The organism is Caulobacter sp. BE264 (assembly GCF_031457805.1).
In the GTDB taxonomy this organism is placed as follows: Bacteria; Pseudomonadota; Alphaproteobacteria; order Caulobacterales; family Caulobacteraceae; genus Caulobacter.
Genome location: NZ_JAVDXI010000009.1, coordinates 66619 through 89926, shown reverse-complemented (window position 1 = coordinate 89926; position 23308 = coordinate 66619). Strand labels below are relative to the sequence as shown.

The window sequence follows — 23308 nt, the reverse complement described above, 5'->3', positions numbered from 1 at the left end:
CCGATTTCCAGACTACCCCACGAACTGGCGCGGACCGGACAGGTCGGGGATCTGAAGCACCCCGGCCTCGCCGCTCTCGTCGCCCCACGCCATCATCTTGCCGTCGGCGCTGACCGAGAGGGCGCTGATGGGAGCGCCCTTCTCGGCCTTGAGGGTCTCGATGCGGCCGTTGCGCATGTGGGCGGCCCAGATCTTGCCGTTGTCCTGGCCGGCGATGCAGACCGGCTGCGGATCGATCCCCGCGACGCGAACCACCATCGAATCGCGCGAGAAGCCGATCTCGGCGGCCTCCTTGCCCATCGGGCCATTGGCGCCCGCGAACGGCCAGATGACCGCGCCCGAGGCGCCGGCCGTGGCCAGGAGATTGCCCTTGTCGAAGAAGGCCACGCTCTTGATCTTGGACGGATAGCCGCCCATCCGCATGTCCTTGCCGTCCGACAGCCGCCAGCCGTGCAGCTGGTTTTCCTGCATGGACGAGATCAGGAACTTGCCGTCGGGGCTGAATTCCACCGCGATATGGCTGCCGGCCCACTTGAGAATCGTCGGCTTCTGGTCGGCGATGCGCGCGTACCAGAGATTAGCGCCGCCATAGGTCGCCGAAGCCAGACGACGGCCTTTGGGTTCGAACGTCAGGCCCGACACCGTCTTCTCATGCGCGAACACGCGCGCGAAGGCCGGATCGGCGGCGTCGCGGACATGGACCTCCTTGCCGGCGGTGAAGGCGATCAGGCCCGAGGCGGCGCTGGCGGCCACATGCTCGATCCACTTGTTCTTCACCTCGGCGATCAGGGTCGCGACGACCTCGCCGCCTTCGATTCGGCTCCAGACCACGCGACCGTCGTCGCCGCCGGTGACGATCCCGACGCCGCTGGGGTGGACAGCCGCCGCAAGCACCGCGCCGCCGAGCGGCCCGCCGTGCGCCTCGACCGTGACGAATCCCTCGTTGGTCTGCAGCCGAACCGTGCCGTCGCCCAAGGCGAACATGGCGCGGCCAGAGCGGTCGAACAGGGCGTCGGTGACGAAAGCATCGAACGAAAAGATCATGCGCGCGAGATAGGACAGGAGGATCGCGACGACTAGACTCTTTCGGAAAGCGTCACATTCGCGCGTCGCGCGAACCCCGGCGCGGCCCGGCGCCCATTCGAACGGCGTTCCGTCAAAAAGAGTCAAAAAGGGGGTTGCTATTGCGCCGCGTCGTCGGGCTTTACTTCCGCGCCCGTCTGCGCCAGACGTGGCGAGGTAACGACATTTCAGGCCTGTGCGACGCGCGCGGCCTTCTGGGAGACAGTGCAGGCTATGGCGGCTAAACTTGCTGGCGGCGGTGGTGGCCGTTACGATCTGGGCCAGAACTCCGAAATCAACGTCACGCCCTTCGTGGACATTCTGTTGGTGCTGCTGATCATCTTCATGGTCGCCGTGCCGATGGCCGTGACCTCCATCAAGATCGACCTGCCGCCGGCGGTGCCGCCGCCCCCGAACGCGCCGAAGCCGAAGGAACCGGTCTTCATCTCGATCCAGAAGTCGGGCGCGATCTTCATCGCCGACAAGCAGAGCAGCCTCGACAACCTCGAGTATGATCTGAACGCCAAGTTCGCCGCCACGGGCCAAGCTGGCGCCAAGGACGAGCAGCGCATCATGATCCGCGCGGACGCCGACGTGCTGTATGCCGACTTCATGGGCGTGCTGAACCAGCTGCAGACCTCGGGCTGGTTCAAGGTCGGCCTGATCAACGAGGACATCCACTAAAGATCCTCCTCGGCGACAGCCAGAAACATGAAAGCCCCGGAGCTACGGCTCCGGGGCTTTTTCTTTGTCTGAAATCCTCCCCTCGTGGGGGAGGCGGCCGAAGGCCGGAGGGGGGAATCCTGCTGAGCCTGCTCCTTCCCCTCCGTCGGCTTCGTCGACACCTCCCCCTCGAGGGGGAGGATTTGAGAGTCGCCCTAAGCCGCCGTCGCCTCGAAGCCCGCCCGCAGCTCGGCCTCGTCGAGATCGCGGCCGATGAAGACCATGCGGCTGTAGCGCTTGTCCTTGTCGGTCCACGGACGCTGGAAGTCGCCCTCCAGGATCATGTGCACCGCCTGGAAGACGAGGCGCTTGTCCTCGCCCTTCACGTCGATGATGCCCTTGGCGCGCAGGATATCCGGGCCGCGACGGGCCAGCAGGTCGTTGAGCCAGGCGGTGATCTTCTGCCCGTCGACCGGCTTGTCCAGCGTCAGCGAGATCCCCTTCACGCCGTCATCGTGGACGTCGCTCTTGGCGTCGTGATGATGATGGTGGTCATGGCCGCAATGCTCGTCATGCACGTGGTCATGATCGTGGTGGTGATGATGGTGGTCGCAGTGCTCGTCGTGCACGTGACCCGGCTCGCCATGGGCGGGATTGAGGAAGTCCGGCTCCAGATCCGTGATCCGCTCAAGATCGAAGCTGTGCTTGCCCAGGATGGCGTCCAGCGGAACATTGGAGCGCTGAGCCCGATGGATCGGCGCCAGCGGATTGATCCGACGGATGCGCGCCTCGACGTGGCGAAGATCGTCCTCGGACACGAGGTCGGTCTTGTTCAGCACGATCTGGTCGGCGAAGGCGATCTGCTCGACCGCCTCCTTGCTGTCCGACAGGCGCAGCAGGATGTGCTTGGCGTCGACCACAGCCGTGACCGAGTCGAGCGCGGTGCGCGCCTTGACGTCGTCATCGACAAAGAAGGTCTGGGCCACCGGGCCCGGATCGGCCAGGCCCGTCGTCTCAACGATGATGGCGTCGAAACCGCCCTTGCGCTTCATCAACCCCTGGAGGACGCGGATCAGGTCGCCGCGAACGGTGCAGCAGACGCAGCCGTTGTTCATCTCGAACACTTCCTCATCGGCGCCGACCACCAGGTCGTTGTCGATGCCGACCTCGCCGAACTCGTTGACGATCACGGCGTAGCGCTTGCCGTGCTCCTCGGTGAGGATGCGGTTGAGCAACGTGGTCTTGCCGGCGCCGAGATAGCCGGTGAGCACGGTGACGGGGATCTTGCCGGAGGTCGGAACAGTCTGGGTCATGGCCGCTATTTAGGCGCCCTGACCGCCGAACGAAAGCGGGCTTTACGTCTTGAGGAACGCGACGGCGAGACCGACCAGAACAAGGGCGACACCCAGGATGGTTTCCTCGTAGCGCTCGACCCATTGCAGGCCCAGGCGCTTGAAGCCGGCCAGGCTCAGGCTGGTGAAGATCAGCATGCCCGCCGCGGTGGCGGCCATCAGCACGCCGCTCAGCACCAGGAAGGCGACCCAGCCGTGCTCCATACCCGCCAGATAATAGGGCAGGAAAGCCTCACAGGGCGACAGCGTCAGGAGCGTCACCAAGGCGGCGACGGCGGCCCGGTCTGAAGCGTAGGTCCGGCGGCTGGCCTCAGGCAGCGCGTGGTTGTGCCGCCCCCGCATAATATAAAAGACGCCGACCGCGATCATCAGCCCGCCCACGATCAGGTGAAACAGTCCGCCCAGCGACGGCTGCAGAGCCATGCCCGCCAGCACTAGCGCCAAGCCGAGCGCGATCGTCAGACCGACGTGACCAACGCCCGCCAGCAGCGTGACGCCCAGCGTGCGGCCGGTCGACCACTTCTGCGCGCGCCCCACCAGCACGAACGGCAACCAGTGTGTCGGCAGCGCGGCGTGCAGGAAGGCGACCGCGAAGGCGGTGACGGCGATCGAGGCGAAGAAGGGCGAGGTCACGGAAGGGCATATAGCGTGTTATAAAGTAACATTCCAGAGGCTTCCCACCCACTTGCGTAGTTTCGTCGCGCGCCTCGGCTGAATCCTCCGCTACGCCGTTGACTCCCGGGCCTTGGGCTGTATAAGTCGCGCCCTCTTCGCCCGCCGGGTTTCCGAGCGGGCGTTCCCTATTTTGCGAACGCACGTTTTTAAGGCGCTAACCTATGTACGCGGTGATCAAAACCGGCGGCAAGCAGTACCGGGTTCAAGCCGGCGACCTGCTGGTGGTCGAAAAGCTCGAAGGTGAACCCGGCGCTGCCGTGGCCTTCGGTGAAGTCCTGATGCTTGGCGAAGGCGAGGCCGTGACGGTCGGCGCCCCCACCGTGGACGGCGCTGTCGTCTCCGGAACCCTGCTCGAAACCCGCAAGGGCGAGAAGGTGAAGATCTTCAAGAAGATCCGCCGCCAGGGCTACCGCCGCACCCGCGGCCACCGCCAATTTGAATCCGTCGTGCGCGTCACGTCGGTCGCTGGCGCTGGCAAGGAAGCCAAGTGGGAAGGTTCGATTGACCTGACCCCGAAGGTCATCCTGAACGCCCGCGCTCGCGGCCTCGGCGACGCCGCCGTTCCGGCGACGATCCCGGCTCCGGTCGAAGCCGCTCCGGCCAAGGCCGAAGCCGCCCCGAAGAAGAAGGCCGCCCCTAAGAAGGCTGCCGCCAAGACGGAGGAAGGCGAAGCCTAAGGGCGACGCCTTCTAAGGTAGGAGAGCAAGATGGCTCACAAGAAATCAGGCGGCTCGTCCAGCAACGGTCGCGACTCAGAGTCGAAGCGCCTTGGCGTAAAGAAGTTCGGCGGCGAGAAGGTTCTCGCCGGCAACATCCTCGTGCGTCAGCGCGGCACCAAGTTCTACCCGGGTTCGGGCGTGGGCATTGGCAAGGATCACACCCTCTTCGCGCTTGTTCAGGGCGCCGTGGGCTTCGTGACCAAGAAGCACAATCGCACCTACGTGACCGTGACCCCGGCCGCCCAGCCGGCCGAGTAAGCACGATCCAAGGTTCTTTCGGGTCGTGCTTCGCAAGAAGACGATCCGGACAGACGATCTCTAGCGGGGAGTCCGGACGCCGGGCTCCCCGCTTTTGTTTTGTCTCGCCGCCGAAACAAGCTTCGCCATGGCGGCGTCACGGTCCCGGATGAAAGAGGACCGGAAGAACCTGGGAGGCGCCGATGTGCGTCATCGAAGAAAGTCCTGTCGTGGAAACTCAGCGCCTGACGCTGCGCGCCCCGGCCCAGGCCGACATTGAGCGCGTGGCGGCGTTCTGCATCGACCATGACGTGGCGCGCATGACCACGCGCATGCCGTCGCCCTACACGCGCGCCCATGCTGAGGACTTCGTGGCCCGGTGCGGGACGCAGGATCGCTCTCGGGACAACACATTCGCCATCGCGCTGGCGGACGAGGGCTTGATCGGTGTGGTCGGCCTGTTCACAAATCCCGACGGACCGGTGGAGATGGGCTACTGGATCGGTCGCCCCTACTGGGGCCGCGGCTACGCCACTGAAGCCGCGCGCGGCGCGCTGGACTGGGCTCGCTCGGCTTGGCGAAAGCGGTATGTCACGGCGGGCCACTTCGCCGACAACGAGGCCTCAGGGCGCGTGCTGATCAAGGCCGGCTTCCTCTATACCGGCGTCGTGGAGCACAAGCCGTCGATCGCGCGCGGCGAGCCGGCGGCGACACGCATGATGGTGTGGCTGGCCTGAGGGCTTAAGCCGCGCGGTGGGTGTGGATCACCTTCTGCGGACCTTCACGGAAGCGCTTCTCGGCGGTGACGATCCGCTCGCACAGGGCGTCCAGATCGCTGAGCAGCGAATAGGTCGCATAGATGGGGATCTCCATCATCGCCACCTGAGCACGCGGCATGAACTCGGTGTACTTCTTCCACGCTGGGTGATTGTCGCGCGCATTCAGGGCCCGCTGGCCCAGCGGGTTCCACAGATCCAGGTCCATCAGCTCGTCACGGCACTGCTTCATGACCGGCAGGGCGATGTAGAGGAAGAGGAACGTCGGCGTCGCGGCGCGACCGAACTGCGGCTGAACCTGCAGGTGCCAGATCCGGTAGGCCTCGAAGAAACCGGCCTTACGGACGGGGTCCGGCGGCAGCCAGGTGGCGTTCTCGTTGATCAGATCTGCCGACGTCGCCGCCCGCTTGACCAGTTCATCGGCGCTGGAGCCCGGCGGCATGGTCTTGGAAAGCGCATTGACCGGAATGGCCAGACGCTTGGCCACATCAGGATAGGTGACCAGCTTGCCGCCCATCGGGGTCCATTGCCCGAAGGAAGGCGCGCCCGGCGTGCTGGCGCGCCTGGTGGCGGCGGCCTTGTGCAGGAGCAGTTGCTCCTCGCGCATCTGCTCGGCGCGCAGGCGATCGAACTCGGCTTCGTGCGCGGCTTGCTCCTCGGCGGTCATCCAGCGGGCGCGGCCCGGGCCATAGGTGCGCTCGTATCGATTGAGCAGCACGAGTGTGTGCTCGGCGGACGGCTTGGGCCCCACCTCACCAATAAAGACCCTGAAATCGCGCCACTGCGGCGCAACGCCTGTGCCCCGACCGATCAAGATGTTGCGATGCGCAGAAGCCTCGGCGCTATACTTGCGGTGGAGTTCCTGCGTCGACAGATCGCGCAGATCCTTCGCCAGCAACGCCATGCCCTCTTCTTCGCTCGCCAAGGTCAGCCTCCTGATCGGCCGTAGCAAAAACCACGGTTTTGCTGCCAAGACTCTTTGTCGCACTCCGTGGTTTAACATTTCGTCACGACGACGAACGCTGATCGCGGCTTCAGGACAACCCGGCCCGTGACCAAGCGACACAGGCCCTGAAGCGTCCCAACGGCGATTGGGCTCGACGCGCGGGACGCCTTGGGACAAAAGAGCCCCATGAAATTCTTGGACCAATGCAAGATCTACATCCGCTCCGGGAACGGCGGCGGCGGATCGGTGTCGTTCCGCCGCGAGAAGTACATCGAGTACGGCGGCCCGGACGGCGGCGATGGCGGTCGCGGCGGCGATGTGTGGATTGAGGCCGTCGAAGGCCTGAACACTCTGATCGACTACCGCTACCAGCAGCACTTCAAGGCCGGGACCGGCGTCCATGGCATGGGCAGAGCGCGCCACGGCGCCGCCGGCGAAGACGTGGTCCTGAAGGTGCCGGTCGGCACCGAGGTGCTGGAGGAGGACAAGGAGACCCTGATCGCGGATCTCGACCACGCCGGGATGCGCATCCTGCTGGCCAAGGGCGGCAATGGCGGCTGGGGCAACCTGCACTTCAAGGGACCGGTCAACCAGGCGCCGAAATACGCCAATCCCGGCCAGGACGGCGAGGAGCGCTGGATCTGGCTACGGCTGAAACTGATCGCCGATGTCGGCCTCGTGGGCCTGCCCAACGCCGGCAAGTCGACCTTCCTGGCCGCGGCCAGCGCCGCCAAACCGAAGATCGCCGACTATCCGTTCACCACCCTCACGCCGAACCTCGGCGTCGTGGACCTGTCGAGCAGCGAACGCTTCGTCCTGGCCGACATTCCCGGCCTGATCGAAGGCGCCTCTGAAGGCGCAGGCCTGGGCACCCGCTTCCTTGGCCACGTCGAGCGATCGGCCACCTTGATCCACCTGATCGACGCGACCCAGGATGATGTCGCGGGGGCGTACGAGACGATCCGAGGCGAGCTCGAGGCCTATGGCGACGAACTCGCCGACAAGGCCGAGATCCTGGCCCTGAACAAGATCGACGCCCTCGACGAGGAGACCCTCGCCGAGAAGGTCGCCGAGCTGGAAGCCGCCTCGGGCGTCAAGCCTCGGCTTGTCTCGGGTGTCTCTGGCCAGGGCGTCACCGAGTTGCTGCGCGCGGCCTACAAGCAGGTGCGCATCCGCCGCGGAGATCTCGAGGACGAGATCGAGGACGACGAAGATCACGTGGACGAGACTCCCGGAGGCTGGACGCCGTGACATCGGGCTCCCGGGAAGCCTTTGAGGCCGCCCGTCGCATCGTGTTCAAGGTCGGCTCGGCCCTGTTGGTCGACGCCGAAACCGGCGCGGCCAACCGCGCCTGGCTGGAAGCGTTCTGCGCCGACGCCGCCGCGCTTCGCGCCGCCGGGAAGCAGGTTCTCGTGGTCTCGTCGGGCGCCGTCGCGCTGGGTCGCCGTCGCCTTGGCCTGAGCAGTCAGCGCGCCACCCTTCCTGAGAAGCAGGCCGCCGCTGCGGCGGGTCAAAGCCTCCTGATGCGCGCCTGGGAAGAGGCGTTCGAGCCCCACGGGATCGGCGTCGCCCAGATCCTGCTGACCCGGGACGACACCGAGATGCGCCGCCGCTGGCTGAACGCCAGGGCGACCACCGAAACGCTGATGGGCCTTGGCGTGGTGCCCGTGGTCAACGAGAACGACACGGTCGTGACTGAGGAAATCCGCTACGGCGACAATGATCGCCTCGCTGCGCGCGTCGCCCAGATGGCCGGCGCCGACCTCCTGGTGCTGCTGTCGGACATCGACGGCCTCTACACCGCCGACCCGCGCAAGAACCCCAAGGCCGAGCACATCGCGCGCGTGGCCGAGATCACACCCGAAATCGCAGACATGGCGGACGGCGCCAACGCTGCGGCGGGGGTCGGCACGGGCGGCATGGCCACGAAGATCGCCGCCGCCCGCATCGCCCGCGCCGCCGGCTGCGCCACCCTGATCACGCTGGGCTCCCGGCCTCGCCCCCTGGCCGAGATCGCGAACGGCGCCAAGGCGACGTTGATCGAGGCGGGCGGTTCTCCGACGGCGGCGTACAAGGCCTGGATCGCAGGCTCCCTGGCGCCGCAGGGCTGGGTCACGGTCGACACTGGGGCCGCAACGGCGCTGATGGCGGGCAAGAGCTTGCTGGCGGCCGGCGTCCGCGCTGTGGAAGGGCCGTTCGACAAGGGCGACGCGGTCCGCGTCCGCGACGAGACCGGGCGCGAGGTCGCGCGCGGCCTCGTCCGCTATGACAGCGCCGACGCCCAGCGGATCGCGGGACTGCGATCGGACGCGATCGAGGCCGAACTCGGTTTTACCGAGGGTCCGATGATCCACGCCGACGACCTCGCCGTAGCCAGCTAGACCTTTCCAGTACGAGCATCACATGGCCTATCGATCCCTCCGCGAATTCATCGATGTCCTGGAGGCCAAGGGCGAGCTGGTCCGCGTGAAGGAGCCGGTGTCCAGCGTGCTGGAAATGACCGAGATCCAGACGCGACTGCTTGCGACCGGCGGCCCGGCTGTCCTGTTCGAACATGTGTTGCTGCCCGACGGCTCGCGCTCGGAGATGCCGGCGCTGGCCAACCTTTTCGGCACGGTCAAGCGCGTGGCTATGGGCGTCACCCTGGGCGGCGAGCCGCGCGAGACGGCCGGGGAACTGCGCGAGGTTGGCGAACTGCTGGCCTTCCTGCGCCAGCCCCAGCCGCCGAAAGGCCTCAAGGACGCCCTCGATATGCTGCCGTTGGCCAAGACGGTCATGAGCATGCGGCCCGGGACGGTGAAGAAGGCCCCCGTGCAGGAGATCGTCCTGACCGGCGACCAGATCGATCTCTCCAAGCTGCCGGTCCAGACCTGCTGGCCGGGCGAGCCCGCGCCGCTGATCACCTGGCCGCTGGTCGTCACCAAGGGCCCGAGCAAGGACCGCGAGGACGACTTCAACCTCGGCATCTACCGGATGCAGGTGCTGGGCAAGGACAAGTGCGTCATGCGCTGGCTGGCTCATCGCGGCGGCGCCCAGCACTACGCCCGCCACAAGAAGGCCGGCTCGAAGGAGCCCCTGCCCGCGTGCGCCGTGCTGGGGGCGGATCCCGGCACGATCCTGGCGGCCGTGACGCCGGTGCCAGACACCCTGTCGGAGTACCAGTTCGCCGGCCTGCTGCGCGGCGCCAAGGTCGACCTCGTCCCGGCCAAGACCGTGCCGCTGATGGTCCCGGCCCACGCCGAGATCGTCATCGAGGGTCACGTCCTGCTCGACGAGTTCGCCGACGAGGGGCCCTACGGCGACCACACCGGCTACTACAACAGCGTCGAGAAGTTCCCGGTCTTCCAGGTGACGGCGATCACCATGCGCAAGGACCCGATCTACCTGACCACCTTCACCGGCCGGCCGCCGGACGAGCCCAGCGTGCTGGGCGAGGCGCTGAACGAGGTGTTCATCCCGCTAATCCGCCAGCAGTTTCCCGAGATCGTCGACTTCTGGCTGCCGCCCGAGGGCTGCAGCTACCGCATCGCTGTGGTGTCGATGAAGAAGGCCTATCCCGGCCACGCCAAGCGCGTGATGCTGGGCGTCTGGAGCTATCTGCGCCAGTTCATGTACACCAAGTGGGTGATCGTCGTGGACCACGACATCAACGCCCGCGACTGGAAGGACGTGATGTGGGCGATCAGCACCAAGATGGACCCGGCGCGGGACATCACGGTGATCGAACATACCCCGATCGACTATCTGGACTTCGCCAGCCCCGAGAGCGGCCTCGGCTCCAAGATCGGCCTCGACGCCACCGACAAGTGGCCGCCCGAGACCAAGCGCGAATGGGGCGAGGAGATCCGCATGGACCAGGCGGTGATCGACACCGTCAGCGAGAAGTGGGCGAGGCTGGGCCTGCCGGGTGACGGCAAACCGATCTGGAAATAGGGTCAAGGCGCAACAACGGTCGGGGGGCCATTGATGAGCGGGTTCGAGTTCTTCTTTTCGCTTTACGGGCTGGTTCTGGGCCTGTCGGTGGTCGAGATCATCGGCGGCGTCGCACGGCTGACCCATGACGCCAAGGGCGTTCGGATCGGACTGCTGACACCCGTTCTGATCGCGGTGTTGCTGACGGATCTGTGCGGCTTCTGGGTGACGGCCTATCTGCTCTACAATGACCGTCCGCTGAATTATCTCATTGTCGTGCTCAGCCTTTTCGCGGCCTCGCTCTACTATCTCGCGGCCGCGATCGTCCTGCCGCGAGACCTGACGGAGGAGCCTGATCTGGACGCCGTCTATCTACGGCACCGCAGACTGATCATGGCCTGTATCGCCATAGCCGGTTTGGTGATGTTCGAAGTGACGCCGTCATTGACGCCCGCGGGTTTCGCTCAGCGGCTCGCGTTCTGGACCAACCTGTCGCAAAGCTGGCAGCCCCTGACCTTTTTCGCCTGCATCGGCGCGATCATGCTCACGCGGAACAAGATGGTGAACCTTGGACTGATGGTGCTGATGCTGTCGGTCAACGTCGCCTCGTTCCTCCGACTGCCGTCCATCTGAGGGGGCTTGGAACGCCGTCAGCACGGCTGGCTGGCGTCGAGCGTCGCAGACTGCGGCTGACAGGCAATCGATCAGAAGCGTTGATCAGGTCCTTTCTGGCGCTGACGGCTGGACAGGCGCCCACGCTCCCGATGACGCCTTGGCGCCAACTCGCTAACCTGTGACTCGCCGCCTGGGGGACACATGGACGCCATCGAGATCTTCTTCACTGTCTATGGCGCTCTGCTGGCCCTGGCTGTCGCCAAGCTGATGTCGAACGTGGCGCGGATTGCGCGCGCGCGGGACGGCATCCGGATCGGCTGGTCGATGCCGCTGTTCATGCTGCTGTTGCTGCTGGACATCTGCAGCCTGATCAACAACGGCGGTCGTATCCTGGGCCTCGCCGACCTGAGCCTGAGACTCGTCACAAACGGCGTGATCACCGCCAGCCTCTACTATTTGCTGGCGACGCTGACGGCGCCGAACGACGGTGGCAACACCACCGATCTGGACGATTACTATGATCGGCACCGTCCGCTCCTGATCGGGGGGATGGCCTTGGGCAGCGTTCTCGGCTTCGAGGTCAATGCTGTTCTGATCCGGGGGTTCAGCGAGACGCTCGAAGCGCGCTGGATGGGCCTGAACGCGACGTTGATGTTCGCCTTCTACCTGTTGCTAGCGGTCTTGCTGTTCGTCCGTAATCGCGCGGTCAATCACGTCGCTCTGGCGATCCTCAACGCGATCTTCCTGGTGGTGCTCTTCACCTTCTAACCGCCCCTGCCCCAACGGCTCTTGCCAGGGCGGCCCGAAGGCGCGACGACAGCGGCCATGCGCCGCTCGATGCTTATCGCCGCCTCCGCCCTGTTCGCCTTCGGAGCCCCCGCCATGGCCCAGACGCCCTTGTCTCCACCCGCCGGCGCTGCGCCGTGGGACCAGCCCTTCCTGCCGCCGGCGCCGCACTGGCAGGGCGCCAGCCAGGCGCTGATCCGCGACAAGGCCGATCCGTGGGTGACGCCGTTCGAGGCCGATGCTGAGCACGATTTCTCGCCGAGCTACGCCGACACCCGCGCCTGGTTCCAGAAGCTGGACAAGGCCAGTGCCCTGATCCGGCTCGAGGACTTCGGCGTCTCGCCGCAAGGCCGCGAGATCTTCGCCGTCATCGCCTCCAAGGACGGCGACAAGCTCGACCCCAAGAAGCCGCTCCTGCTGGTCCAGGCAGGCATCCACCCCGGCGAGATCGACGGCAAGGACGCCGGCATGATGCTGCTGCGGGACATGGCCTTCCACGGCAAGGACGCACTTCTCGACAAGGTCAACCTCGTGCTGATCCCGATCCTGTCGGTCGACGGCCACGAGCGGGCCAGCGCCTATTCGCGTCCCAACCAGCGCGGACCGCGCATCCAGGGCTGGCGCAACACGGCGACGAACCAGAACCTCAACCGCGACTTCATGAAACTGGACCAGCCGGAGATGCGGGCGCTGAAGCGCCTGCAAGCCAAGTACAAGGCTGATCTCTATGTCGACGTCCACGTGACCGACGGCATGGACTACCAGTACGACGTCACCTACGGCTTCAACGGCGAGAACGGCGTCTGGAACCGCTCCCCCGCCATCGCAAAGTGGCTGGATGGCGTGCTCAAGCCCGTCATGAACAAGGGCCTGGAGGCCGAAGGCCACATCCCGGGCGAGCTGGTCTTCGGGATCGACGAGCACAATCCTAAGGCTGGCTTCTCCGACGGCGGGCTGGGCGAGCGCTTCTCGAACGGCTGGGGCGCAGCGGCCCACGTCCCCACGATCCTGATCGAGAACCATAGCCTCAAGCCCCACGCCCAGCGCGTGCTGGGGACCTATGTCTTCATCGAGACGGCCCTGAAGCTGCTGGCCGAACAAGGCGGCGACCTGCGCAAGGCCATCGCCGCCGACAGCGCCCTGCGCCCGACGGAGATCCCTGCCAACTTCGTCGCCGATCCCAAGCCCGCCTATATGCGGGCCTTCAAGGGCATCCGTTACGAGTACTATGACAGCCCCGCCTCGGGCCGGAAGGAAGTGCGCTGGCTGGGCGAGCCAGATCCCGAGATCTGGAATGTTCCCTTCTACGGCTCCAAGCCTTCTCTGACCCTCAAGCGCCCCGCGGCCTACTATGTGCCGAGCCACCGCGCTGACATTATCGAGCGCCTGAAGCTGCACGGCGTGGCGCTGGAGACCCTGACCGCCGACAAGACGCTCAAGGTCGAGATGATCCGCCTCGTCGAGCCCAAGATCGCCCCGCGCGCCAACGAAGGCCACGTCCAGATCAGCGTCGAGAACGTGACGACCGAGGCCCGCGACTGGACCTTCCCGAAGGGCTCGGTGCGCGTATCCACCGATCAACCGCTCGGCGACCTCGTCGTGCTGCTGCTGGAGCCGCAGTCGAGTGAAAGCCTGTTCGCCTGGGGCATGGTCCCCGAGGTTCTGAGCCGCGTGGAGTATATCGAGCCGTATGCGATCGCACCGCTGGCCGAAAAGATGATGGCGGCGGATCCGGCGCTGAAGGCCGAGTTCGAGGCCAAGCTGGCGGCCGAGCCCAAGTTCGCTGCAGACCCGGCCGCGCGCCTGGCCTGGTTCTACAAGCGCACGCCCTTCTACGACGACCATCACCTGCTCTATCCGATCGCTCGCGAAATCGCGCGATAGGCACGCTGGGTTGCCGAGCCCGGGCGGAAGGCCTCATATGGCGCTCCGCTCGGGGGAGCGGGCGTAAGGACGACGAGAAGACCATGGATACGATCGTTTCGGGCCACGCCGCCGCCCTGTGGGCCGGCCTCAACCTTTTCCTGCTTCTGATCCTCTCCCTGCTGGTCGTGCGCCTGCGCCAGAAGCACAAGGTGGCCCTGGGCGACGAGGGCATCCCGGAACTCGCCCGCGCCATCCGCGCCTTTGGCAACGCCTCGGAGTACATCCCGTCGGGCGTCGCGGCCCTGGCTGTGCTGGCCGTCGCCGGCGCCGCGCCGCTAGCGATCCACGTGGTGGGCTTCATCCTGTTCGCCGGCCGTGTGGTCCACGCGATCGGCCTGTCCAACAGCGGCGGCGCCTCGGTGCCGCGCGCCATCGGCATGGTCGCCACCTGGCTGGCCTATATCTTCGCCGGCGTGGCGCTGCTGCTGTCGGCTATCGGGTAGCTACGAATTGTCCTCCCCCGTTGCACGGGGGAGGAGATCACGTCCATAAGACCCCATGGACGATAATCTGCTGCATGACGTGGTCGCCGCCGCGCGCAAGGCCGGGGCCGACGCGGCCGAGGCTGTCTTCGCCGAGCGCCAATCCCTTTCCGTTTCGGTCCGCCTGGGCGAGCTTGAGGAGGTCGAACGCGAAGAGGCCCGCGATCTGGGCCTTCGTGTTTTCATCGGCCAGCGCAGCGCCACCGTCTCCGGTTCCGACATCTCGTCCGAAGCCCGCGCCAAGCTGGTCGAACGCGCCGTGGCCATGGCGCGTCTGGCCCCGGAAGATCCCTACGCCAGCCTCGCCCCCCACGATCGCCTGGCGCGAGGTCCGTTCCCGGACCTTGATCTGATCGACGCCTACGAGCCCTCGGCCGAGACGCTGGAGACCCAGGCCCGCATCGCCGAAGAGCACGCTCGCGCGGTCAAGGGCGTCACCAATTCCGACGGCGGTTCGGCCAGCTGGTCGTCGTCGCGCTGGGCGCTGGTCACCAGCGACGGCTTCCACGGCGCACATGCGGCCACGGGTCACTCGATCTCGGCCTCGGCCATCGCGGGCGAGGGCGCGGGCATGGAGCGCGGGGGCGAAGGTCGATCGACCCGCCACTTCGGCGATCTGCCGGCGGCCGGCGACATCGGCATGGAGGCCGGCCGTCAGGCCGTGGCCCGCCTGAATCCGCGCAAGATCGCCTCGACCACCGCGCCGGTGATCTTCGAAAATCGCCTGGCCATGAGCCTGATCGGTCCGCTGCTCGGCGCGATCTCCGGCCCGTCGATCGCGCGCGGCACCTCGTTCCTGAAGGACAAGCTGGGCCAGGCGATCTTCGCCAAGGGCGTCAACCTGCTGGAAGATCCGCACCGGGTGCGTGGCCTGGGCTCGGCGCCCTTCGACGACGAGGGCGTGGCCACGCAGGCGCGGGCGCTGATCGAAGACGGCGTCCTGACGACCTGGCTTCTGAACACCAGCGCGGCCAAGCAACTGGGCCTTGCGACCACCGGCCACGCCTCGCGCGGCCTGGCGGGTCCGTCCGGCGTCTCGACCCACAACCTGACGCTTCAGCCCGGCGCCAAGGATCTGCAGGGCCTGATGAAGGATGCGGGAACCGGCCTTGTCGTCACCTCGATGTTCGGCCCGTCGCTGAACGGCAACACCGGCGACTGGTCGGTGGGCTGCTCGGGCTACTGGTTCGAAAACGGCGAGAGCACCGGTCCGGTCACCGAGATCACCGTCGCCGGCAACCTTATCGACATCTACGCTCGCCTCGTGCCGGGCTCGGATCTTGAGCTGCGCGGCGCCAGCAACAGCCCGTCGCTGCTGGTCGACGCCCTGGCGATCGCGGGCAAATGAACGACCTGGACCTGATCATCGCCGCAGCGCGGGAGGCGGGCGAACTGGCGCTCAGCGCCCGCGAGAACGGCCTGAAGATCTGGTCCAAGTCTGGCGGCTCGCCGGTCACGGACGCCGACCTCGCGGTCGACACCCTGTTGCGCACGGAGCTGCGCGCCGAACGGCCGGACTACGGCTGGCTGTCGGAAGAAACCGCCGACGATCCCGCGCGCCTCTCCACGGGTCGACAGTTCGTCGTCGATCCCATCGACGGCACCGTCGCCTTCATGAAGGGCAAGCCCTGGTTTGCGGTGTCGATCGCCGTGGTTGAGGACGGCAAACCCGTCGCGGGCGTGGTGCATGCGCCCGCTCTGGACGAGACCTACGCCGCCACCTTCGATGGTCCCGCGACACTGAACGGCGCGCTCATCGGCCCCAGCGCCACCGACGCCCTTGAGGGCGCGGCCATGCTGGGCGACGCCAAGATGTTCGCCCACCCCGCCTGGCGCGAGCCGTGGCCGACGATGCGGATCGAGACCCGCAACTCCATCGCCTACCGGGCCTGCCTTGTCGCGGCTGGGGCGTTCGACGCGGCGGTGGCGCTATCGCCCAAGAGCGAATGGGACGTCGCGGCGGCCGACCTGATCTGTCAGCGCGCCGGCGCGGCGCTCAGCGATCACAAAGGCCGTCCCTACGCCTATAATCGGCCCGTTCCGCAGGTTCCGAGCCTCGTTTGCGCCAATCGCGCGCTTGCGCCATTGATCCTTAACCGTGTCGGGCATATCGAGCTGCCATAATTACAATTCCTCGCAGGAACGTGCTCCAAATGCCTGACAAGCAGCTTCTTCATATCGTGGTCGGCGGTGAACTGAAGGACGTCGCGGGCGTCGAATTCCGCGATCTCTCGAAAGTCGAATTCGTCGGCGCGTATCCGAGCTACGACGAAGCCCACAAGGCCTGGAAGGCCAAGGCCCAGGCCACGGTCGACAACGCCCACGCCCGCTATTTCATCATCCACGCCCACAAGCTGCTGGATCCGAGCGAGGGCTGATCGGGTCTGAAATCCTCCCCCTAACGGGGGAGGTGTCGGCGAAGCCGACGGAGGGGGAAGAAGCCGGATAGCCGGTTACGCCCCCCTCCGGCCTTCGGCCGCCTCCCCCACGGGGGGAGGATTTGGGTCACTCCCGCCGCAGGATCTTGTCCGTCAGCACCTTGCCCAGCATCCCCGCGCGGAAGGTCTTCTTCATCTCGACCGGGTCGTAGTCGTCGCTCTCGACCCATTCGCTGAAGGTCAGGCCCTTGGGCTCGCCGCGCTCCAGATACTGCTCGAAGACGTAGTCCAGCACGCCAGTGTTGCCGTGCTTGATGTGCAGGTAGCGCGGACCCAGCTGCTGCATCGCCTCGCGGATCGGCTGACCCAGGCGATAGTGGGCGTAGAACACGCTCATGATCCCCGCCCGGTCTGCGCCGGACTTGCAGTGCATCAGGGCCGGATACTCGATCCGGTCGAACAGCGCCTTGGCGCCCCGCACCCGCTCGCGGATCGGAACCTCGCGCGAGGTGATCACGAAGTCGACGAAGTTCAGGCCCAGTCGCTCGCAGGCGTCCTTCTCCAGCGCATAGAAGCTGCCGTCGAAGCCGCCGCGCAGGTTCACGATCGTCTTGATCCCGCGCTTCTTCCACCAGGCCAGCTGGAACGGCCAGGGCTGGTTGGCGCGGACAAGCTCGGGGCTGATCCAGTGAGCGTTCGAAAAGCCTAGCCGCAGATAGGCGTGGTCGTTCCACAGATAGTGGAGATAGGTCTTGAACCGGCCCCAGGGCGTGGTGAGGTCGAACTTGGCCAAGGCGGCGCGATCCTTCGGAAATTCCGGCTCTAAGTAGGGGCATAGCCCGCGAAAGGCAAAAACGCGCGACGATCCGCCTTCAGGGCGTCGCTTTTCGACGCCAGTGCGTCCCAACCGTCCTTGACAGCCTCCTCCCGAAATCCGACCCCTCCCCCATGACCGCACAGGATCGTCCGCAGCCCTCGAACCGCGCCCTGATGGGCCGGATGTGGCGCGAGTTCCTTCAGCCCCGCTGGAAGGGCTTCCTGGTCTCGATGCTCAGCGCCGTGATCGTGGCGCGCCTGACGGTGATGCTGGGCGAATATGTCGAGCCCGCCGTCGATCAGCTGATCGCCCATCCAAAGCCGGGCGCGCTGATCTGGGTGCCTCTGACCATCGCTGGCCTGGCTGTGGCGCGCGGCGTCTTCCAGGTGATCCAGGCCAGCCTGATCAACCGCATCGGCAACGGCGTGGTCGGCGACATGCAGACGCGCCTGTTCGGCCGCCTGATCCGGGCGGACCTGGCCCGCCTGCGCGGCGCGCACTCAGGCTCCTATGTCGCCTCGGTGCTCTACGACGCCGGCTTGATCCGCGAGGCGGCGACCACCGGCGTCATCAACTATGTCCGCGAAGCCCTGATCGTCGCCATCACCCTGTGGGCGCTGTTAAACAGCGACCCGATCCTGGCGGCCGGCGTGCTGATCATCGTGCCGGGCGTCAGCGGGGTGATCCGTCACTTCTCCAAGCGCACGACCAAGGCCGCCAAGGGGGCCATGGGCGAGACCTCCAACCTCTCGACGGCGATCATGGAGAGCCTGGACGGGGTCAAGATCGTCAAGATGGAGAACCGCGAGGCCTATGAGGAAGCCCGCGTCGCCGCCGTGGTCGAGCGCCGCCAGCGCCATCTGATCAAGGGCAGCAACGCCCGCGCCATGGCCGCTCCCGCCACAGAACTCTTCTCGCAGTTGGTGATCGCCGCCGTCTTCGCCTACGCCGGCTGGCGGGCGATCACCGGCGCGCTGGTCGTCGGCCCCTTCACCCTGCCGCCGATCACGCCCGGCGGGTTCCTCAAGTTCGTCATCCTTTTGGGCATCGCAGCACAATCCCTGCGTCAGGTCGCCAACCTGCAGACCGTGTTCAGCGAAGGCCTGACCGCAGCCCGTCGCCTGTTCGAAGCGCTGGACGTGGCCCCGACCATCGTCGACCCCGCCGACGCCAAGGCGCTGCCGCCGGGCGAAAGCACGATCGCCCTGGCCGATGTGACCTTCTCGTACGGCGCGGACATTCCGGCCCTGTCGAACGTCAATCTTCAGGCGCGCAAGGGCGAGACCGTGGCCTTGGTCGGCCCGTCGGGCGGCGGCAAGAGCTCGATCCTCAACCTGATCCCGCGCTTCTACGACGTGAACGCCGGCGCGGTGACCATAGACGGCCACGACGTGCGGTCGGTGACCCTAGCCAGCTTGCGCGACCGCATCGCCCTGGTCACCCAGGAGCCGTTCCTGTTCGACGACACGATCCGGGCCAACATCGCCTACGCCCGTCCTGGCGCCAGCCAGCTGGAGATCGAGGCCGCTGCGCGGCAAGCCGCCGCCCACGACTTCATCCTGGCCCTGCCCGAGGGCTATGACACTGCGGTCGGCGAAGCCGGCGCGCGCCTGTCCGGCGGCCAGCGCCAGCGCATCGCGATCGCCCGCGCCTTCCTGAAGGATGCGCCGATCCTGCTGCTCGACGAAGCCACGAGCGCGCTGGACACCGAGAGCGAGGCGCAGGTCCAGGCCGCGCTGGAGCGCCTGATGGCGGGCCGCACGACCATCCTGATCGCCCACCGCCTGTCGACCGTGAAAAACGCCGACCGCATCTATGTGATCGACAAGGGGCGGGTCGTGGAGACGGGCTCGCATGCCGAGCTGGTCCGCGCCGGCGGCCTCTATGCCCGCCTCGCCAAGGCTCAGGATCTGGACCACCCGGCTCCCGAGCAGGACGGGGAGATCACGGCTTGAGACCGCTGCCTTCGCCTTGGGTGATGGGCGCGCTGACCCGCGTCTTCTCGGGCTACATCGCTCTGACCTACAAGACGCTGCGCTGGACGCGCGAGGGCCAGGAGATCGCCGCCCGCGTCCAGGCCGAGGCCCTGGCCAGCGGAAGCGGCGCGATCCTGGCGCTTTGGCACTCGCGGGTGCCGGTGGGCCCCGCGACCTGGCCGCAGGGGCCGGACAAGCCGGAGATCCGGGTGCTGGTCAGCCAGTCCCGCGACGGTGAGTTCATCGCCCGGGTGATCGCGCGGCTGGGCCTGCCATCAATCCGGGGCTCGTCCCTGAAGAAGACCGCCGACACCAGCAAGAACAAGGGCGGCGAGCAGGCCTTCCGCGACATGGTCAAGTGGGTCAAGGACGGCGGCGCCATGGCCATCACGCCAGACGGTCCCCGCGGCCCCGTCGAGGTGATGCAGAAGGGTGCGATCGCCCTGGCCCGGGTCAGCGGCGCGCCCGTGCTGTTCGTCGGCGTGGCGGTCCATCCCTGCATCCGCCTGAAGACCTGGGACCGCACCATCATTCCCTTGCCGTTCGCCAAGGCCGCGATGGTCTGGGACGGTCCGGTTCACGCCGGTCGCGAGGACGACCCCGACGCCCTTGTCGAGACCTGGGGCGCGCGACTGAGCGCCGTTTCCCGCCGCGCGGAAGCCATTGTCGGCGAAACCGCGCCCAAAGATTGATCCTCGCCCGCCTTGGTGGGATGTAAGCGCCATGCCCCACGACGCTCACGGACACGTTCACGATCATGGCCACGGTCATGGCCACCATGGCCATGACCACGCGCATGAGCATGGGCATCATCACCACGGCCATGGGCATCACGGCCACCACCATCATGCCCCCAAGGACTTCGGCCGCGCGTTCGCAATCGGCACGGCGCTGAATCTCGGTTTCGTCATCGTCGAGGCGGGCGCGGGGATCTTTACGCACTCCTTGGCGCTGCTCGCCGACGCCGGCCATAACCTCTCCGACGTCCTGGGCCTGCTGATGGCCTGGGGCGCGACGATCCTGGCCAAGCGCGCGCCCAGCGCGCGGCGGACCTATGGTCTTCGCAAGGGCACGATCCTCGCCTCTCTGGCCAACGCCGCCTTGCTGCTGGTGGCGGTGGGCGCCATTGCCTGGGAGGCTGTCCGGCGCTTCGCTGCGCCGCAGCCCGTCGAGACCGGGCCGGTGATGATCGTCGCCGCCATTGGCATCATCATCAACACCGCCACGGCGCTGATGTTCATGAAGGGGGCCAAAGAAGACCTCAACGTCCGGGGCGCTTTCTTGCACATGGCCGCCGACGCGGCCGTCTCGGCCGGCGTGGTCATCGCCGCGCTCGTCATGACCTTCACCGGCTGGATGTGGCTGGACCCCGTGGTGAGCCTCGTCATCGTGGCGGTGATCGTGCTGGGCACCTGGGGCCTGCTGCGCGACTCGCTGGATCTGGCCCTGGACGCCACGCCGCGCGGGATCGACACCCACGCTGTACGCGACTGGCTGACGGCGCGCCCCGGCGTCAGCGAGGTGCATGACCTGCACATCTGGGCCATGAGCACCACCGAAACGGCGATGACGGCCCACGTCGTGCGTCCGCTGGACGCCGATCACGACCAGTTCCTTCACGAAACCTGCGCCGAGCTGGCCAGCCGGTTCAACATCGGCCATGTGACCATCCAGGTTGAAAGCAGCCACGGCGCGCACGCCTGCCGCCTGGCGCCGGCGGACGTCGTGTGATCCGCCCCGATGCGCTGAATCTCTACCGGGTCGCCACGGGCCTGCTCGAACCCGTCGTCCCGGCCCTGCTGGCCCACCGCGCCCGCAAGGGCAAGGAGGATCCCGCCCGTTTGGCCGAACGTCTGGCGCGGGCCGATACGCGCCGCCCTGATGGTCCGCTCGTCTGGCTGCATGGCGCCAGCGTCGGCGAGAGCCTGTCGATCCTGCCGCTCGTGGAACGTCTGCGCGTCGAGAAGCCCAGAGTCACCGTGTTGGTGACCTCCGGCACCACAGCCTCGGCCGCCCTGCTGGCCAAGCGCCTGCCGCGCGGCGCGATCCATCAGTACGCGCCCGTCGATGCGCCGGGCGCCGCCAGACGGTTCATCGCGCGGTGGAAACCCGACCTCGCCGTCTTCGTCGAAAGCGAGCTGTGGCCGAACCTGTTGCTGGAGGCGAAGGCCGCCGGGACGCGCCTTGCGCTGGTCTCCGCCAAACTGTCGGATCGCAGCTTCGCGAGCTGGTCGACGCGTCCGCAGGCCGCTTGTCGGCTGCTCTCGGTCTTCGACCTGATCCTGGCCCAGGACGCGCGCGCGCGTCAGCGCTTCGAGAGTCTCGGCGGCAGGGTCGCAGGCGAGGCCGACCTGAAGTTCGGCGCCGCGCCGCTGCCGGCCGATCCGGCGGCTCTGGCGGTCGAGCAGGGGCGGTTCCCGATCCCGCCCCTGCTGATCGCCAGCACGCATCCCGGCGAAGACGAGATCACGCTGGATGTCCTCGCCGCGCTTCCAAAGCGCCCCCCGGTGATCCTTGCGCCCCGTCACGTCGAGCGGGGTCCCGCCATCGTCGCCCTGGCCCAGGCGCGGGGCCTGTCGGCGTCGCTTCGCAGCCAGTCGCCCGGACAGCCCGCTGACATCGTCGTCGCGGACACGCTGGGGGAGATGGGCCTCTGGTTCCGGCTGGCGCGCACCAGCGTCATCGCCGGAAGTCTCGTTCCCGACATCGGCGGCCACAATCCGCTGGAGGCGGCGCGGCTGGACTGCCCGGCGATCAGCGGCCCGTTCGTCGAGAACTGGACCTCGGCCTATGCAGGCCTCGAAGCGGTCGGCGGCGTGGTCGTGACCGCGCCACGCGATCTGGCCAAGGCCGTCGCCGCAGATCTAGCCGATCCTAACGCGGCGCGCGCCCGCGCAGCACGCGCCCGCGACTTCGTCGACCGCCGCGACCAAGAGGCCCGCGTCGGCCTATCCCGTATTCTTGAGCTCGTTCCATGAAACTCGGCACGCCCCGCTGGTGGTACGTCAAGAGCGGCGCGCCTGCGCCGATCACGCGAGCTCTACTCACGCCCCTGTCCTGGCTGTGGGCCGGAGCCACGCGACGCCGCATCGCGCGCGCGACACCGGCCATCGTCAGCGCGCCGGTGATCTGCGTGGGCAATGTCACCATGGGCGGCGCCGGCAAGACGCCGATTGTCCGTGAACTGCTGCTGACCCTGACCCAGCGGGGCGTCGCCGCCCACGGCCTGTCGCGCGGCTATGGCGGCAAGCTGAAGGGGCCAGTACAGGTCGACACCGCTCGCCACACCGCCGACGATGTGGGCGACGAGCCGCTGATGCTCGCGCAGGACTTCCCGATGTGGATCGCCGCCGACCGCGTCGCCGGGGCAAGGGCGGCCGCCCGAGCGGGCGCGCAGGCGATCGTGATGGATGACGGGCACCAGAACCCCAGCATCCGCAAGGCGCTGTCGCTGGTCGTGGTCGACGGCGAAACCCGCAACGGCGAATGGCCGTTCGGCGACGGCAGAGTCTTCCCCGCCGGGCCGATGCGCGAACCTTTGAAGGTCGGCCTGTCCCGCGCGGACGCAGTGATCGTGCTGCTGCCGGTCGAGATGGAGCAGCCGGACCTCGAGCTTCTGACCGCGTTGGGCGACATACCCGTACTGGTCGCCCGCCTGGAAGCCGCAGCGCCGGTCCCCAAGGGACCGCAGGTGGGCTTCGCCGGCATCGCCAAGCCTTGGAAGGTCGAGAAAGCCCTGACCGCCGCCGGCTGTCAGCTCGTTGACTTTGCGCCCTTCCCCGACCACGGCCCCTACAGCGAGGCGACGCTCGCCTTCCTGGAGGACCGCGCCAAGGTCTACGATGCGGGGCTGGTGACGACCGAAAAGGACTGGGTCCGGCTCCCCCCGGCCTGGCGCGACAAGGTCACGCCTTGGCCGGTGCGCGCCCGGTTCGACGATCCGGTCGCTCTGGACAAACTGCTCAACAGCATCGGGCTGTAGAGAC

The 23308-nt window shown here is 67.1% G+C and carries 24 protein-coding genes and 1 pseudogene; 20 read left to right on the top strand and 5 right to left on the bottom strand.

Annotated features, from left to right (window positions below; genetic code table 11):
* Window positions 1–12: 12 nt before the first annotated feature.
* The gene (locus tag J2X45_RS18765; RefSeq protein WP_310217931.1) at window positions 13–1044 is read right to left on the bottom strand and encodes a WD40 repeat domain-containing protein; all 1032 of its coding nucleotides are present in this window, start codon (window positions 1042–1044) and stop codon (window positions 13–15) included.
* A gap of 243 nt (window positions 1045–1287) precedes the next feature.
* Between J2X45_RS18765 and J2X45_RS18760 the strand changes: the two genes are divergently transcribed.
* Both J2X45_RS18760 and J2X45_RS18755 read left to right on the top strand, forming a co-directional pair.
* Window positions 1288–1746: a biopolymer transporter ExbD gene (locus tag J2X45_RS18760; RefSeq protein WP_082749393.1), complete on the top strand. Its 459-nt coding sequence runs from the start codon at window positions 1288–1290 to the stop codon at window positions 1744–1746.
* Between the two features lie 79 nt (window positions 1747–1825).
* Window positions 1826–1929: pseudogene (locus J2X45_RS18755) on the top strand (hypothetical protein); the annotation flags it as partial.
* An 11-nt stretch (window positions 1930–1940) separates the two neighbouring features.
* Here J2X45_RS18755 and J2X45_RS18750 read toward each other — a convergent pair.
* The gene (locus tag J2X45_RS18750; protein ID WP_310217928.1) at window positions 1941–3038 is read right to left on the bottom strand and encodes a GTP-binding protein; all 1098 of its coding nucleotides are present in this window, start codon (window positions 3036–3038) and stop codon (window positions 1941–1943) included.
* 42 nt (window positions 3039–3080) lie between these two features.
* On the bottom strand, window positions 3081–3710 hold the full coding sequence (locus J2X45_RS18745; protein ID WP_310217925.1) for a hypothetical protein: 630 nt from the start codon (window positions 3708–3710) through the stop codon (window positions 3081–3083).
* A gap of 203 nt (window positions 3711–3913) precedes the next feature.
* Between J2X45_RS18745 and rplU the strand changes: the two genes are divergently transcribed.
* The 3 genes from rplU to J2X45_RS18730 all read left to right on the top strand — a co-directional run bounded on the left by rplU (window position 3914) and on the right by J2X45_RS18730 (window position 5445).
* The gene (gene rplU, locus J2X45_RS18740; RefSeq protein ID WP_310217923.1) at window positions 3914–4429 is read left to right on the top strand and encodes a 50S ribosomal protein L21; all 516 of its coding nucleotides are present in this window, start codon (window positions 3914–3916) and stop codon (window positions 4427–4429) included.
* A 30-nt stretch (window positions 4430–4459) separates the two neighbouring features.
* Entirely contained in the window at window positions 4460–4729 is a 270-nt protein-coding gene (rpmA, locus tag J2X45_RS18735) for a 50S ribosomal protein L27 (RefSeq protein ID WP_010918207.1), read from the top strand.
* 182 nt (window positions 4730–4911) lie between these two features.
* Window positions 4912–5445 (top strand): GNAT family N-acetyltransferase, encoded by a 534-nt coding sequence (locus J2X45_RS18730; protein WP_310217921.1) that lies wholly within the window; start codon window positions 4912–4914, stop codon window positions 5443–5445.
* Between the two features lie 4 nt (window positions 5446–5449).
* Here J2X45_RS18730 and J2X45_RS18725 read toward each other — a convergent pair whose 3' ends face one another.
* Window positions 5450–6409 (bottom strand): hypothetical protein, encoded by a 960-nt coding sequence (locus tag J2X45_RS18725; RefSeq protein WP_310217920.1) that lies wholly within the window; start codon window positions 6407–6409, stop codon window positions 5450–5452.
* A gap of 207 nt (window positions 6410–6616) precedes the next feature.
* On the opposite strand from J2X45_RS18725, the gene obgE reads away from it, so the two are divergent.
* The 10 genes from obgE (at window position 6617) to J2X45_RS18675 (ending at window position 16529) form a co-directional block, all read left to right on the top strand.
* Window positions 6617–7681, top strand: coding sequence for a GTPase ObgE (gene obgE, locus J2X45_RS18720; RefSeq protein WP_310217919.1), 1065 nt, complete (start codon window positions 6617–6619; stop codon window positions 7679–7681).
* Entirely contained in the window at window positions 7678–8811 is a 1134-nt protein-coding gene (gene proB, locus J2X45_RS18715; protein ID WP_310217916.1) for a glutamate 5-kinase, read from the top strand. The genes obgE and proB overlap by 4 nt, the downstream gene beginning before the upstream one ends.
* A 22-nt stretch (window positions 8812–8833) precedes the next feature.
* Window positions 8834–10363 carry a UbiD family decarboxylase gene (locus tag J2X45_RS18710; RefSeq protein ID WP_310217913.1) on the top strand — a complete coding sequence of 510 codons (1530 nt, stop codon included), beginning with the start codon at window positions 8834–8836 and terminating at the stop codon, window positions 10361–10363.
* 33 nt (window positions 10364–10396) lie between these two features.
* On the top strand, window positions 10397–10975 hold the full coding sequence (locus tag J2X45_RS18705; RefSeq protein ID WP_310217910.1) for a hypothetical protein: 579 nt from the start codon (window positions 10397–10399) through the stop codon (window positions 10973–10975).
* Between the two features lie 183 nt (window positions 10976–11158).
* Window positions 11159–11725: a hypothetical protein gene (locus J2X45_RS18700; RefSeq protein WP_310217907.1), complete on the top strand. Its 567-nt coding sequence runs from the start codon at window positions 11159–11161 to the stop codon at window positions 11723–11725.
* Window positions 11726–11794: 69 nt separating this feature from the next.
* Window positions 11795–13627: a M14 family metallopeptidase gene (locus J2X45_RS18695; protein ID WP_404980121.1), complete on the top strand. Its 1833-nt coding sequence runs from the start codon at window positions 11795–11797 to the stop codon at window positions 13625–13627.
* An 83-nt stretch (window positions 13628–13710) separates the two neighbouring features.
* Complete coding sequence (locus J2X45_RS18690; RefSeq protein WP_310217903.1) at window positions 13711–14112, top strand: MAPEG family protein; 402 nt, start codon at window positions 13711–13713, stop codon at window positions 14110–14112.
* A gap of 55 nt (window positions 14113–14167) precedes the next feature.
* A complete protein-coding gene (locus tag J2X45_RS18685) occupies window positions 14168–15499 on the top strand; it encodes a TldD/PmbA family protein (protein WP_310217901.1) in 1332 nt (443 codons plus the stop codon).
* The gene (locus J2X45_RS18680; RefSeq protein ID WP_310217899.1) at window positions 15496–16275 is read left to right on the top strand and encodes a 3'(2'),5'-bisphosphate nucleotidase CysQ; all 780 of its coding nucleotides are present in this window, start codon (window positions 15496–15498) and stop codon (window positions 16273–16275) included. Before J2X45_RS18685 ends, J2X45_RS18680 begins: the two co-directional genes overlap by 4 nt.
* A 20-nt stretch (window positions 16276–16295) precedes the next feature.
* Entirely contained in the window at window positions 16296–16529 is a 234-nt protein-coding gene (locus J2X45_RS18675; RefSeq protein WP_310217897.1) for a DUF4170 domain-containing protein, read from the top strand.
* Between the two features lie 127 nt (window positions 16530–16656).
* Here J2X45_RS18675 and J2X45_RS18665 read toward each other — a convergent pair whose 3' ends face one another.
* A complete protein-coding gene (locus J2X45_RS18665) occupies window positions 16657–17322 on the bottom strand; it encodes a tyrosine-protein phosphatase (RefSeq protein ID WP_310217894.1) in 666 nt (221 codons plus the stop codon).
* A gap of 155 nt (window positions 17323–17477) precedes the next feature.
* On the opposite strand from J2X45_RS18665, the gene J2X45_RS18660 reads away from it, so the two are divergent.
* From J2X45_RS18660 to lpxK, 5 genes are read left to right on the top strand one after another with little or no spacing between them, the layout of a single operon-like run.
* Complete coding sequence (locus J2X45_RS18660) at window positions 17478–19301, top strand: ABC transporter ATP-binding protein (RefSeq protein WP_310217891.1); 1824 nt, start codon at window positions 17478–17480, stop codon at window positions 19299–19301.
* Window positions 19298–20014, top strand: coding sequence for a lysophospholipid acyltransferase family protein (locus J2X45_RS18655; protein WP_310217889.1), 717 nt, complete (start codon window positions 19298–19300; stop codon window positions 20012–20014). The genes J2X45_RS18660 and J2X45_RS18655 overlap by 4 nt, the downstream gene beginning before the upstream one ends.
* 31 nt (window positions 20015–20045) lie before the next feature.
* The gene (locus J2X45_RS18650; protein ID WP_310217887.1) at window positions 20046–21053 is read left to right on the top strand and encodes a cation diffusion facilitator family transporter; all 1008 of its coding nucleotides are present in this window, start codon (window positions 20046–20048) and stop codon (window positions 21051–21053) included.
* The gene (locus tag J2X45_RS18645) at window positions 21023–22300 is read left to right on the top strand and encodes a 3-deoxy-D-manno-octulosonic acid transferase (protein ID WP_310218051.1); all 1278 of its coding nucleotides are present in this window, start codon (window positions 21023–21025) and stop codon (window positions 22298–22300) included. The genes J2X45_RS18650 and J2X45_RS18645 overlap by 31 nt, the downstream gene beginning before the upstream one ends.
* A complete protein-coding gene (gene lpxK, locus J2X45_RS18640) occupies window positions 22297–23304 on the top strand; it encodes a tetraacyldisaccharide 4'-kinase (RefSeq protein ID WP_310217885.1) in 1008 nt (335 codons plus the stop codon). The genes J2X45_RS18645 and lpxK overlap by 4 nt, the downstream gene beginning before the upstream one ends.
* The last annotated feature ends 4 nt before the right edge of the window (window positions 23305–23308 follow it).

What these genes read in the sequence shown, in the direction of transcription:
- J2X45_RS18765 (WP_310217931.1), bottom strand. Translation starts at nt 1,044, where the DNA reads ATGATCTTTTCGTTCGATGCTTTCGTCACCGACGCCCTGTTCGACCGC.
- J2X45_RS18750 (WP_310217928.1), bottom strand. Translation starts at nt 3,038, where the DNA reads ATGACCCAGACTGTTCCGACCTCCGGCAAGATCCCCGTCACCGTGCTC.
- rplU (WP_310217923.1), top strand. Translation starts at nt 3,914, where the DNA reads ATGTACGCGGTGATCAAAACCGGCGGCAAGCAGTACCGGGTTCAAGCC.
- rpmA (WP_010918207.1), top strand. Translation starts at nt 4,460, where the DNA reads ATGGCTCACAAGAAATCAGGCGGCTCGTCCAGCAACGGTCGCGACTCA.
- J2X45_RS18730 (WP_310217921.1), top strand. Translation starts at nt 4,912, where the DNA reads ATGTGCGTCATCGAAGAAAGTCCTGTCGTGGAAACTCAGCGCCTGACG.
- obgE (WP_310217919.1), top strand. Translation starts at nt 6,617, where the DNA reads ATGAAATTCTTGGACCAATGCAAGATCTACATCCGCTCCGGGAACGGC.
- J2X45_RS18710 (WP_310217913.1), top strand. Translation starts at nt 8,834, where the DNA reads ATGGCCTATCGATCCCTCCGCGAATTCATCGATGTCCTGGAGGCCAAG.
- J2X45_RS18705 (WP_310217910.1), top strand. Translation starts at nt 10,397, where the DNA reads ATGAGCGGGTTCGAGTTCTTCTTTTCGCTTTACGGGCTGGTTCTGGGC.
- J2X45_RS18700 (WP_310217907.1), top strand. Translation starts at nt 11,159, where the DNA reads ATGGACGCCATCGAGATCTTCTTCACTGTCTATGGCGCTCTGCTGGCC.
- J2X45_RS18695 (WP_404980121.1), top strand. Translation starts at nt 11,795, where the DNA reads ATGCTTATCGCCGCCTCCGCCCTGTTCGCCTTCGGAGCCCCCGCCATG.
- J2X45_RS18690 (WP_310217903.1), top strand. Translation starts at nt 13,711, where the DNA reads ATGGATACGATCGTTTCGGGCCACGCCGCCGCCCTGTGGGCCGGCCTC.
- J2X45_RS18685 (WP_310217901.1), top strand. Translation starts at nt 14,168, where the DNA reads ATGGACGATAATCTGCTGCATGACGTGGTCGCCGCCGCGCGCAAGGCC.
- J2X45_RS18680 (WP_310217899.1), top strand. Translation starts at nt 15,496, where the DNA reads ATGAACGACCTGGACCTGATCATCGCCGCAGCGCGGGAGGCGGGCGAA.
- J2X45_RS18660 (WP_310217891.1), top strand. Translation starts at nt 17,478, where the DNA reads ATGACCGCACAGGATCGTCCGCAGCCCTCGAACCGCGCCCTGATGGGC.
- J2X45_RS18650 (WP_310217887.1), top strand. Translation starts at nt 20,046, where the DNA reads ATGCCCCACGACGCTCACGGACACGTTCACGATCATGGCCACGGTCAT.
- lpxK (WP_310217885.1), top strand. Translation starts at nt 22,297, where the DNA reads ATGAAACTCGGCACGCCCCGCTGGTGGTACGTCAAGAGCGGCGCGCCT.